The sequence below is a fragment of the Myxococcus sp. MH1 genome (assembly GCF_059738865.1).
This window is the reverse complement of record NZ_AP026947.1, coordinates 7,607,414-7,619,600: the sequence shown is the minus strand read 5'-3', so window position 1 is coordinate 7,619,600 and position 12,187 is coordinate 7,607,414. Positions and strand designations below refer to the sequence as shown.

Genomic DNA, 12,187 nt, shown 5'->3' with positions numbered 1-12,187 from the left:
CGCCCTGTCCCGGCAGCTCGATGCGAGTCTGGTTGTCCCAGGCGTCGTGGTCATAAGTATAGGACTACCAGGTGTCGCCGCTCGTCCAGCGCGCGTGGGTCTTCAAGTCCCACGGGGGCGCGTCATGGGTCATCCGCTCCCAGCTTTGGGCGATGGCCAAGCGCGGCTCGAGGCCCTGTGTGCCTGGAGGCACCGTCAGCTCGATGGAGTAGGCGGCGCAGCCGCCGGGGTCGATGAGCTTTCCAGTGCTGACGGCCATGGTCAGCTCTTCGCGGAGCAGGGCTTCGCCGACGACAGCGACGTGTCGGGACACGGTGTCGTGCGCCATCCGCTGGATGGTGATGGATGTCTTCTGTTTGAGCTGTCTTTTGTGGGGGATTGAGGGTTCAGCGCAAGTCGAGCCGAAGTGGCCTTTCGGGACCGCCGTACGTGATGGGGGTCTTCTGTCTCTCGACCACGTCGTGCCCGCGGGGGCGTGGCATCGCGATGTCAAAGGCAATCGCCCGGGTGGGGGCTGTTTCGACGTGCCTGGAGGTCTCAGGTCGTTTCGGGATGCGAGGCGCCAGGAGGTGCGCCGTCAGCCTCTACCGAGACGACTTCCCACGAAGAGCGACGGGCCCGGTCGTGCTCGGGCCCGTCGTCGAGACGACTCAGAACGTCGCGTCGAGCACGACGTCGCCCGCGGCGCCCACGCCCACGGCGACCTGATAGGCGGACACGCGGCGCTCGAAGAAGTTGGTGAGCTCCTGCACGTCCTGCAGGTCCATGAAGGACAGCGGGTTCTTCGTCTTGAACACCGGGGAGAGGCCCAGCATCTGCAGCCGCTGGTCCGCCGTGTACTCCAGGTAGCCCCGCATCTCCTGCACGGACAGGCCCGCGACGCCGCCGCTCAGGAGGTCCTGCGCGAACTGCGTCTCGCACTCCACCGCCTCGCGAATCATCGCCTCCACGTCGCGCTCCATCTTCGCGTCGAAGAGGTCCGGCTCCTCCTTGCGGGCCACCTGGATGCACTCGAAGGCGAACGCCATGTGCGCGCTCTCGTCGCGGAACACCCAGTTCGTCCCCGCCGCGAGCCCGTTGAGCAGGCCCTTGCTGCGCAGGAAGTACACGTACGCGAAGGCCGCGAAGAAGAAGAGCCCCTCGATGCAGCCCGCGAAGCAGATGAGGTTCAAGAGGAACCGCCGCCGGTCCTCCTTCGTCTTCAGCGCGTCCACGTCGTGGATGCTGTCCATCCACTTCATGCAGAACTGCGCCTTGCGCTGGATGGAGGGGATGTTGTCGATGGCCGCGAACGCCTTGGCGCGCTCACCCGGGTCCGGCACGTACGTGTCCAAGAGCGTCAGGTAGAACTGGACGTGCAGCGCCTCCTCGTAGAGCTGACGCGACAGGTACATCCGCGCCTCGGGCGCGTTGAGGTGCTTGTACAGGTTCAGCACCAGGTTGTTGCCGACGATGCTGTCGCCCGTCGCGAAGAAGGCCACCAGCCGGTGGATGAGGTGTCGCTCCGCGTCCGTCATCTTCGAGCGGAGGTCCACCAGGTCCGTGGAGAAATCCACCTCCTCCACGGTCCAGGTGTTCTTGATGGCATTCCGGTACATCTCGAAGAAAACCGGATACGCCATGGGACGCAGCGTCAGGTTCAGGCCGGGTTCGAGCAGCATGGGCGCGATCCATACCATGCAGGCTGCTGCGTGGATCCTCCGCGACCACCGATTCCCGCGGCGGTCGCACGCCTGACAACTCTTGCTTACGTGCGCCTTCATGCGGGTTCCGCACCGTGCGTGACACACCCGCACAAAACAAAACGAGCACGCGTGAGAACGCGTGCTCGCCAGGACGAAAAGTCTGTGAATCAGGACTTCTTTACTGGCACGCCTCGCAGGCCTCGGGGTTCTCCAACGAGCACGCCACGGCCTCCGCGTCCGTCACCTTGGCGGCCTTGGCCTCGGGGGCGGGCGTGACGGGCGCCGTCGCGGTGGCGCCGTTGCCGGCGATGGTCGCCTTGGCGATGCGCGTGGCCGGACGCGAGCGCAGGTAGTACGTCGTCTTCAGCCCCTTCTGCCACGCGTAGAAGTACATCGAGGAGAGCTTGCCGATGTTCGGCGTCTCCACGAAGAGGTTGAGCGACTGGCTCTGGTCGATGAAGGCGCCGCGGTCGGCCGCCATGTCGATGAGCGAGCGCATGGGCAGCTCCCACGCCGTGCGGTACACCGCGCGCAGGTTCTCCGGCAGCTCCGTCAGGTCCTGCACGCTGCCCTCGGCCAGCTTGATGCGGTTGCGCACCGACTCGTTCCACAGCCCCAGCGCCTGGAGGTCGCGCACCAGGTAGCGGTTCACCTGCAGGAAGTCACCCGACAGCGTCTCGCGCTTGAACAGGTTGGACACCTGCGGCTCGATGCACTCGTAGCAGCCCGCGATGGACGCAATCGTCGCCGTGGGCGCAATGGCAATCATCAGCGAGTTGCGCAGGCCGTGCTGCTGGATGCGAGCGCGCAGCGCGTCCCAGCGCGCCGGGTCCTCCGGCGTCACGCCCCAGCTGTCGAACTGCAGCTCGCCCTTCGCCGCCCGCGTCTCCGGGAAGGACGGGTGCGCGCCGAACTGCTCGGCCAGCTCGCACGAGGTGGTCAGCGCCGCGAAGTAGATCTCCTCGGAGATCTTCCTCGACAGGGCCCGCGCCTCGGGGGCGTCGAACGGCAGCTTCAGCTGGAAGAAGACGTCCTGCAGGCCCATCAGCCCCAGGCCCACCGGGCGCCAGCGGCGGTTGGAGTCCGCCGCCGTGGGGATGGGGTAGTAGTTCAGGTCGATGACCCGGTCCAACTGCTTGAGCGCGAGCTGGGCGTTGGCGCGCAGCCGCTCGAAGTCGAACTTCCCGTCCACCACCATGCGGCCCAGGTTCAGCGAGCCCAGGTTGCACACCGCCGTCTCACCCTGGCTCGTCACCTCCAGGATTTCGGTGCACAGGTTGGACAGGTGGATGACGTTCTCCGGACGGCCCGTCTGGTTGCTCTTGCGGTTGCAGATGTCCTTGAAGGTCATCCAGCCGTTGCCCGTCTGGGCGAGCGTCTTCATCATCCGCGCGTACAGGTCCCGCGCCTTCACCTTGCGCATCGCCAGGCCCGCGCCTTCCGCCTCCACGTAGGCCTTCTCGAACTCCGCGCCGTACAGGTCCGTCAGGTGCGGGACCACCTTCGGGTCGAAGAGGCTCCACTCACCCTCCGTCTCCACCCGCTTCATGAACAGGTCCGGCACCCAGTTGGACAGGTTCAGGTTGTGGGTGCGGCGGGCGTCGTCGCCGGTGTTGTCGCGCAGCTCGAGGAAGTCCTCGATGTCCGCGTGCCACGTCTCCAGGTACACGCAGCACGCGCCCTTGCGCTTGCCGCCCTGGTTCACCGCGGCCACGGACGCGTCCAGCGTCTTGAGCCAGGGGACGATGCCGTTGGAGTGGCCGTTGGTGGAGCGGATGAGCGAGCCGCGCGCGCGCACGCGGTGGTAGCCCACGCCGATGCCGCCGGAGAACTTGGACAGCATCGCGATGTCCGAGTACTTCCGGTAGATGGCGTCCAGGTCGTCCGCCGGCGAGTCCAACAGGAAGCAGCTGGAGAGCTGCTCGTGGCGCGTGCCGGAGTTGAACAGGGTGGGGGAGCTGGGCAGGTACTCCAGCGAGCTGAACAGCCGGTACAGCTCGATGGCCTCGCGCGCGTTGTCGCCGCTGAGCGCGCACGCCACGCGCAGGAAGAACTCCTGCGGCGTCTCCAGCACCTCGCGCGTCTGCGGGTTCTTCAAGAGATACCGGTCGTAGACGGTGCGCAGGCCGAAGTACTCGAACAGGTCATTGCGCGACGGGTCGATGGCCGCGTTGAGCTTGCGCGCGTTGGCCTGGACGAACTGCAGCAGGCGGTCCGCGATGAGGCCGTGCTTGTGGCCCGCCGCCACCGACTGGCTGAAGGAGTGGATGTCCTGGTTGCTGACCTCCTTCTGGATGAAGGTGGCGAGCAGCCGCGCGGACAGGCGCGCGTACTCGGGCTCCTCGACGATGAGCGCGGCGGCGGTCTGGATGGACAGGCTGTCCAGCTCGCGCGTGGTGGCGCCGTCGTAGAGGCCGGAGATGGTCTTCGTGGCCACGCGCATCACGTCCACGCGCGACAGCCCCACGCAGCTCTTGCCCACCGCGCGGACAATCTTGTTCAGGTCCACCGGCTCGGCGGTGCCGTTGCGCTTGCGCACGCGCATGGTGGTGGGGGCGAACTCGCTCTGCGTGGGCTCGGGGGCCGCGACGGGTGCCGCACTCGCGCTCGGTCCGGATTGGCCGGGGGTGGCGGGAGGGACAGGCATGGGCGCGGAGGCGGGCTTCACGGGCGTCTCGAAGTTCACGAGCGGCTCACTCCAAAATGGCGATGGCGTGGCCACAGGGACAAGCGGGGAGCTTGCCCTGGGAGGGGTTTCCCGGGCCACGAAAACAACTGCACGGATGTGTAGGGAACAAGGCCCGCTCTACCGCAGCGGACCTACGGTCTCAAGGCGACCGGAGGGCACAGGCGACATACGGGGTAGATTACTGTGTGTAAAGAAACCACAACCCCTCCCTGAGCCCTTTGGGACGCCACCGGAATGGTGGGGCGTCGTCGACCGGGCACAAGGTATGGGGGGCACCCGTTGGTGTCAACGCGAGATCTAGTGCTTGGGTAGGTCCGTCCCTTGCAATCTATGATCGATCTCCAACGGTCTCCGTCACGTTCTCCTCACAACACTGAGTCCCAGGTCCGGAGACGCTCCGTACGAAGCGCCCCGAATCGGACCTGGGAGGACGGATGTTGCGCGCCCCTCTCAGGGAGTCGTCCCCGAGTCCACGCCCGAATCGACCGGCGGCGTGGGCGAGGCCCCCTCGGGAGCCCCCTCCGGCGAGGTCGGTGTGGGTGCGGGTGGGGGTGACTGGACGGGCTGGGCGGGAGGCGCCGCCTGGGGGACCTCCTGGGGCCCGCTGAGGGTGTGGACAGCGCGGCGGAGGGCCTCCTCGAGCTCCCGGGCGGGCGGGGTGACGACGGTGAGCATCTGGTGGGCGCTGCGCGCGTGGCGCGTCTGGCTCTCGGCGGCGAGCTTGAGCTGGACCAGGGCGTCGCTGACCAGCTTGCGCGCGTCCTCGAGCTTCTGGCGGGCCTGGAAGAAGGCCACCTCGGTCATGAGCTTCTGGAGGGTGAGGCGCTGCTCCTCGGTGACGCCGGAGAGCTTCTCGGCCCGGCGCAGGTAGTACAGGCCCTGCTCCACCTTGGCGGGCTCCTCGGAGTTGATGCGCGGGCGGGCCAGGGACTCCAGGAGGGGGAAGAGGGCCCGGTCCAGCTCGTCGCGCTCGGTGTACTTGTTCATCGTCAGCGCCATCACGTCCTGTCCTTCCAGGGGGATGGGGGCGTAGGCGTCCGCGAGCCGGGGGTCGCCGGGGCGGTAGGGGACGGCGCCCATGGGGGCCATGCGGCCCTTCATCACGACGAGCTGCCCGTCCACGGGGGCCAGGGTGAAGGTGCGCGCGTTGAGCTGGGACAGGAGGAAGACGACCACGCCTCCGAGTCCAATAATCAGGAAAAACACGAGCAACCGCGTGAAGGTCCGCCGTGCGCGATAGCCAAAGCCCTGCTGTGCCGCTCCGTTCATGTCGCCTGCTCTCCTGACGTCCGGGCGCCGGGGCCACCGTATGGCCTGGCGCTTTCCTTGGGGCGCGGAGGCCCACGGCTATACTCCTACCCCCGAACACACCCATGCATCACACATTCCGTCGCATGGGGCCCAGTGAACTGCTGCCCCGCTACATCTTCGCCGAGAGCCTCTTCGCGCGCCGCCGGGTGCTGGAGGTCGACGCGGTGGCCTCCACCGGAGGCGAGAGCGCGCGTTTCCTGCTGGAGCGTGGCGCGCGCGCGGTGGTGGCGTGCGACGCGGACGTGAAGGCGGCGTCGGCGGCGCAGAAGGCGCACGGTGGGCCCACGCTGCGCTACCGCGCCAACATCTACGACGACTTCGAGCCGGGCAGCTTCGACGTGGTGATGGTGGCGGACCTGGCCCCGTACGTCCGGGCCCCGGAGCTGCTCGCGGAGCTGGCGCGGCTGGTGGCGAAGCAGGGCTTCCTGGTGGGCGGCCTGCGCAACATCGCGGGCCTGGCGCTGCCGCAGCTGCTGGAGGCCGAGGAGGGCCCGCCGCCGCCGACGTACGGGCTGCTCCTGGATGCGCTCAACGTGCACTTCCCCCAGGTGGAGGTGGCCACGCAGTCGCCGGTGCTGGGGTACCAGCTGGCGTTCGAGAAGGGGGATGGGCTGCAGGTGGATGGCTCGCTGGTGCAGACCAGCGAGGCGGCGTACTTCGTGGTGGTGGCGGGGCTGGAGCCGGCGCGGGTGGTGGACCCCACGTGGGTGCAGCTGCCGCCGGAGCCTTTGGCCTTCACGCGGGGCAAGCTGGATGAGGTGGTCGCCCGCGCGAAGTCCTGGGAGGAGCGCAGCGGGCGGTTGAAGGAGTCGCTGACGCGGCTTCGCACCGAGCTGACGGCGCGCGAGGAGGAGGTCGCCTCGCTCAAGCCGGTGTTGGAGGAGGCGCGCGAGGAGGTGGCCCGGCTCACCGCGCAGCTGGAGCAGGCGCGGGGCACACCGGAGTCGCAGCGCGAGCGCGATGACCTGGCCGGGAAGCTGCGTCGGCGGGAGCTGGAGCTCCAGGTCGCGCACGAGCGGCTGGGGGACGCGGACCGTCGGCTGACGGCGCAGCGGTTGGAGGTGGAGGCGGCGCAGCGGGCGCAGGCGGAGGCCGGTGTCCAGCTGCTCGCGGGGCAGGAGACGCTCCGGCTGGAGCGCGCGCGCCGTGAGGAGCAGGCCGCGTCCCTGGAGGAGGCTCGGGAGCGGCTGACGGCGGCGTACACGCAGGTGCGTGAGCTGCAGGATGAGCTGACCACGCTGCGCATCGACCGGGAGAAGGACCGGTTGGTGGCGGAGCGCGCCGGGGAGCAGGTGGAGGACCGGCGTCGCGCCGCGGAGGCCGCGCGGGAGCGGGAGCTGCGCATCGCCGAGCAGTACTCGGCGGCCCTGGCGGCGGTGGAGCACCTGAAGATTGGGACGGCTCGGGCCGAGGAGGCCGCGCGCGAGGCGGCGGCGGCCCTGTCCTTGAAGGAAGCGGAGCTGGCGCGCGCGACGCGGGAGCTGACGGAGGCGTCGCTGCGGGCGGCGTCGGCCGAGGGCTCGCGGCGGGACGCGGAGGCCCGGCTGGAGGCGCTCCAGGCCGAGGGGCGCGGGCAGGAGACGGAGCTCGTCGCCGCGCAGGCGCGCGAGGCTCGGCTGACGCGCGAGCTGGCGGAGCTCACCGAGCGCGAGGCCCTGGCCCGGGCGACGTCCCAGAAGCTGGAGGAGTCGCTTCACGAGGCCCGCGTGCGCATCTCCGGATTGGAGGAGGAGCGCGCCCGGGTCGAGGCGGGGCTTGCCGGGACGTTGGAGGCGGAGCGTGCCCAGCTCCAGGCGCGGCTGTCGGCGCTGGAGGGGGAGCTCCAGGTCGAGCGGGGCAGGGTGGAGGTGCTGGGGGAGGAGGCTCGCACCGAGGCCGCCATCCGCGCGGAGACCGAGGCTCGCAAGCGGGAGCTGGAGGACGAGCGTCAGGCGCTGGTGCGGCGAGTGGTGGAGCTGGAGGCGGAGGTCTCCTCGCTCAGTCGTTCCCGTCGTGAGGAGTCGGCGCGGGCGGAGGAGCTGGAGGCGACGCTGCAGGCCGCGCAGGCGGACCTGGAGACGGCGCGGGAGGAGCGGGACTCCACGGCGGCGCTGGCCGCGCGGGTGGGCGGCGAGCTGGACCAGGAGCGCGAGGCTCGCGCCGCGGTCGAGGACGCGCTGCGGGTGTCTCGCGGCAAGCTGGAGAGCGCGACGCAGCGGCTCGTGGAGGCCGAGGCCACGCTGGCGCGGACCCGTGAGGCGCTGGACGCGGAGGTGGAGCGGCGGGCGACGCTGGAGGCTTCGCTGGCGGAGGTCCAGGCGATGCTCGAGGCCGAGCGGGAGGGACGGTTGAAGTCGGGCTCCGCGTTGGAGGTGCTGCGCGCGGAGCTGGAGACGGAGAAGGCGCGCCGGGAGTCTTCGGAAGCGGCGCTCGCGGAGGCCGAGGCGGGGCTGAGCGAGGCGCGACAGGCGCTCGCGCAGAGCCGCGAGGCGTTGGACGCGGAGGCGGAGCGGCGCGCGCGGTGGGAGGCGGCGCTCGGGGATGTGCAGGTCCAGCTCCAGGAGGAGCTCCAGCGGAGGACCCGGGCCGAGGAGTCCCTGGCGGAGGCCCAGGGGCGACTCCAGGGCGAGGGCCAGCAGCGCACCCACGTCGAGGGCACGCTGGCGGAGGCCCAGGCTCGACTCCAGGAGGAGTCCGAGCGGCGCGGGCAGGTCGAGGCGATGCTCGCGGAGCTTCGCGTCGAGCTGTCGCGCGAGAGCGACGCGAAGGCGCGGGTCGAGGCGAGTCTCCTGGAGGAGCGGTCTCGGGTCGAGGCGGCGGAGACGCGTCTGCGCCTGGAGGGCGAGGACAAGGCCCGGGTCGCGGAGTTGCTCGCCGAGGCTCGGGACCGCGCTCAGAAGGAGGCGGAGGACCGGGCCCGTGTCGAGGCTTCGCTCGTCGAGTCGGAGGCTCGTGCTTCCGAGGTCGAGGCGGAGCTCGCCGAGACGATGGCGCGCGTCCAGCGGGAGGCGGATGCGAAGGCTCGCATCGAGGCGTCGCTCGCGGAGGCGGAGGAGCGCGCTCGGAAGGGTGGCGAGGACAAGGCCCGGGTCGAGGAGTCGCTCGCCGACGTGGCCGCGCGGGTTCGACGCGAGGCCGAGGACCGGGCTCGTATCGAGGTGGCGCTCGCCGAGGCGGAAGCTCGGGCTCTGAAGGAGGCCGAGGAGCGGGCTCGTGTCGAGGTTGCGCTTTCCGAGGTCGAGGCTCGGGCTCTGAAGGAGTCCGAGGCGCGGGCCCGTGTCGAGGTTGCGCTCTCCGAGGTCGAGGCTCGGGCTCTGAGGGAGGCCGAGGAGCGGGCCCGTGTCGAGGCTGCGCTCTCCGAGGTCGAGGCCCGCGCGCTGAATGAGGTCGAGGCGCGGGCCCGTGTCGAGGCGGCGCTCTCTGAGGTCGAGGCCCGTGCTCTGAAGTCGGCTGAGGACCGGGCTCGCGTCGAGGCGTCGCTCTCCGAGGTCGAGGCCCGCGCTCAGCGGGCGGCCGAAGAGCGGGCGCAGGCCGGGGCTGCGCTCGCCGAGGCGGAAGCTCGTGCTCAGAAGGAGGCAGAAGACAGAGCCCGCGTCGAAGCCACGCTCGCCGAAGTCGAGGCTCGTGCTCGAAAGGAGTCCGACGAGAAGGCTCGTGCCGAGGCGGAGCTCGAGGCGGCGCTGGCCCGCATCGCCGAAATCGAGGCGCTGAAGGCCCGCGCGGACGAGGCGCTGTCCGCGGCGCGGCTCCAACTCGAGTCGGAAGTCGAGCAGCGCACCCGGGAGTCCGCGTCGCTGGTGCAGGCTCGCGAGGCGTTGGAACAAAGTGAACTCCAGTCCCAGGCCTCATTGGCGGAGGCTCGCCGGTTGCTCACGGCGGAGCGAGAGGCTCGCGAGGCGCTGGTCTCCGAGCTGTCCTCGGAGCGAGAGGCGCTGGCCGCCGCCCGCGCGGAGCTGGAGACCGAACGTCAGGAGCGCAGTGACGGTGAGGCCGGGCTCGCGCGCGTCCACGAACGACTCGAGGCCGAGCAGCGCGCTCGCGCCGAAGTGGATGCGACGTTGGCTCGCACCCGGGACTCGCTGTCCGCCGAGGAGACGGCTCGCGCCGAGGTGGAAGCCTCGCTGGCCCAGGTCCGTGCGGCCCTCGCGACCGAGCAGGAAGGTGGACAGGCGACTCGCGCGGAGCTGACTCGTGAGCGTGAGGCCCTGGCGCAAGTCCGCGCGGAGCTGGCGGAGCTCACGAGCCGTGAGCAGTCGCTGCGCGAGTCGGTGGAGCGACTGGAGACGGATCGCGCCCAGGTCGAAGCCTCGACCCTGGCGCAGCGCGAGGCCCTGGAGGCCCGGCTGTCCTCGCTCGAGACGTCCCTGGGCGAGTCCGAGGCCGCGAAGCGCGCCGTGGATGCCCAGCTCTCCGAGCGGGATTGGACGCTGCAAGAGCTGCAGACCCAGATGGAGCGTCTGCGGGAGCAGGTGCGCGAAGGCGAGGCCCAGGCCTCGAAGCTCGCCGAGGTCGCCACATTGCGCGAGGCGGAGCTGGAGAAGACCGAGAACACCCTGGAGGCCACCCGTCAGGAGGTGCTGGACCTTCGCGGTGAGCTGACCCAGCTGATGGCCGCGCGTCAGGAGGTGATGCGCCTGGGGGTGGAGCTCCAGCGCGCCATGGCCGCGCTGCACGAGCGTGGGGCGCAGCTCGCGCGTCTCGACGCGGAGTTGGTGGACGCGCGCGAGCGACTGGTGGCCCAGCGCGAGAACGCCGAGCTGCTCATGGTGCAGCTCGAGACGGCACGGCGCTTCGCGGGCAAGGCCACCGCGATGGAGAGCACGCTCGAGAGCGAGCGCGCCTCGCTGGAGGCGACCCGCGCCGAGCTGGCGCGAGTCACCGAGACGGCTCGGACGGAGCAGGAGCGCGCCGCGACGCTGGAGACCCGCCTGCGCGAGACCACCGAGGCGCTGGAGCAGGCGCGCGCGGACTGGGATGCCCGGCTCGCCGACCTCACCGCGCACCTGGAGACGCACCAGACGGCGCGGGGCACCCTGGACGCGCGACTCGCGGACACCACCGCGCAGCTCGACACCGAGCGCGCGGAGCGCACCGCGCTGGATGCCCGGCTCTCCGAGACCACGACGCGGCTCGACGCCGAGCGAGCCGAGCGGAGCGCGCTGGATGCCCGGCTCTCCGAGACCACGACGCGGCTCGACGCCGAGCGAGCCGAGCGCACCGCGCTGGATGCGCGGCTCACCGAGACCACTTCGCGGCTCGATACCGAGCGGACGGAGCGGAACACCCTGGAGGCCCGACTCTTGGAGGTCGCGTCCCAGCTCGACACCGAGCGCGCGGAGCGCACCGCGCTGGATGTCCGCATCACGCAGACCTCCGAGCAGCTCGAGGCCCATCGCGTGGAGCTGGCCGAGCTGACCTCCCGCCTCACGCAGTCCGCGGCGCTGCTCGAGGCCGCGCGGCTGGGGAGCGCCGAGCTGGAGTCCCGCCTCCGTGACAGCACGTCGCAGCTCGACACCGAGCGCGCGAGCCGCGTCGAACTGGAGTCGCGACTCGCCGACCTGGAGTCCAGCACCGTCAGCCTGCGCGAGGAGCGCGATGCCCGGCTCGCGGAGAAGGCCGCCCTCGAGGCCCGCCTGACCGAGGCCACCACCGGCTTCGAGTCCCGCCGCGCCGAGCTCGAAGCACGTCTCTCCGAGCTGGAGTCCGCCGCCACCCAGAGCGCCGCCTCCCTCCAGTCCCTCCAGGAGCGCGCAGCCCGCGCCGAGGCCGAGCGCGAGCGCCTCCAGTCCGACCTGACCGTGGCCCGCGCCGCGCGCGTCCGCCTGGAAGGCCGCATCACCGCCATGGAGACCGCGTCCACCGACGCCGTCCGCATGCTCGACACCGAGCGCGCCGAGCGCACCCGCCTCTCCGAGTCCCTCGACGAGGCCCGCCGCCAGCTCCAGCAGAAGGACGGCTCCACGTCCGACCGTCTCGCCACCCTGCGCACGGAGCTGACGCGCCTCCAGGACCAGGCCCAGGCCCTCACCGCCGAGAAGCAGGAGCTCCTCAAGGACCGCTACGAGCGTGAGCGCCTGGAGTCGCTCGTGAAGGACCAGCAGGCGCGCCTGTCCTCCATCGAGGCCGAGCGCAACGAGCTGCTCGCCGCCACCGAGGCGCTCAAGGCCTCCTCCCAGCCCGAGGCCGTCCTGGAGATGGCCGCGGAGATGGAGCACCTCCAGTCCCTGGTGGACTCGCTCCAGACCCAGCTCGAGGCCCAGGAGACGGAGCTGGCCACCCTGCGCCGCCAGACGGCGCGGACCGGCGCCAACCCCGTCCAGGACATCTACGAGCGCGCCAACGCCGAGCTCAAGGCCGTCAAGAGCGAGCTGTCCCGGCGTACGGGCGTGGTGCACACGCCCCCGGGCGGCATCCCCGTCCGCACGCCCACCATCCCCCAGGTCAAGCCGCCACGCACCGCCGTGCCCGCGCTCGACATGCCCGACCCCTCGCCGCCGAAAAAGGCGGACGAGCGCGAGTGACG

Annotated in this window: 5 protein-coding genes; 1 reads left to right on the top strand and 4 read right to left on the bottom strand. The window is 70.8% G+C overall.

Going from position 1 to position 12,187, the window contains the following annotated elements; translation table 11 throughout:
- Nucleotides 1–64 precede the first annotated feature (64 nt).
- The 4 genes from AC6JA9_RS29770 to AC6JA9_RS29755 form a co-directional block, all read right to left on the bottom strand.
- Nucleotides 65–259: a hypothetical protein gene (locus tag AC6JA9_RS29770; protein ID WP_497958204.1), complete on the bottom strand. Its 195-nt coding sequence runs from the start codon at nt 257–259 to the stop codon at nt 65–67.
- 391 nt (nt 260–650) lie between these two features.
- Nucleotides 651–1,661, bottom strand: a complete 1,011-nt coding sequence (locus tag AC6JA9_RS29765; protein WP_223745564.1) for a ribonucleotide-diphosphate reductase subunit beta — start codon at nt 1,659–1,661, stop codon at nt 651–653.
- Nucleotides 1,662–1,863: 202 nt separating this feature from the next.
- Complete coding sequence (locus tag AC6JA9_RS29760; protein ID WP_497958203.1) at nt 1,864–4,371, bottom strand: ribonucleoside-diphosphate reductase subunit alpha; 2,508 nt, start codon at nt 4,369–4,371, stop codon at nt 1,864–1,866.
- Between the two features lie 453 nt (nt 4,372–4,824).
- Entirely contained in the window at nt 4,825–5,550 is a 726-nt protein-coding gene (locus AC6JA9_RS29755; RefSeq protein ID WP_426745636.1) for an IF-2 protein, read from the bottom strand.
- Between the two features lie 197 nt (nt 5,551–5,747).
- On the opposite strand from AC6JA9_RS29755, the gene AC6JA9_RS29750 reads away from it, so the two are divergent.
- The gene (locus AC6JA9_RS29750; RefSeq protein WP_497958202.1) at nt 5,748–12,185 is read left to right on the top strand and encodes a methyltransferase domain-containing protein; all 6,438 of its coding nucleotides are present in this window, start codon (nt 5,748–5,750) and stop codon (nt 12,183–12,185) included.
- The last annotated feature ends 2 nt before the right edge of the window (nt 12,186–12,187 follow it).

Coding starts and splice junctions, on each gene's coding strand:
- AC6JA9_RS29770 (WP_497958204.1), bottom strand. CDS start 259: ATGGCCGTCAGCACTGGAAAGCTCATCGACCCCGGCGGCTGCGCCGCC.
- AC6JA9_RS29765 (WP_223745564.1), bottom strand. CDS start 1,661: ATGCTGCTCGAACCCGGCCTGAACCTGACGCTGCGTCCCATGGCGTAT.
- AC6JA9_RS29750 (WP_497958202.1), top strand. CDS start 5,748: ATGCATCACACATTCCGTCGCATGGGGCCCAGTGAACTGCTGCCCCGC.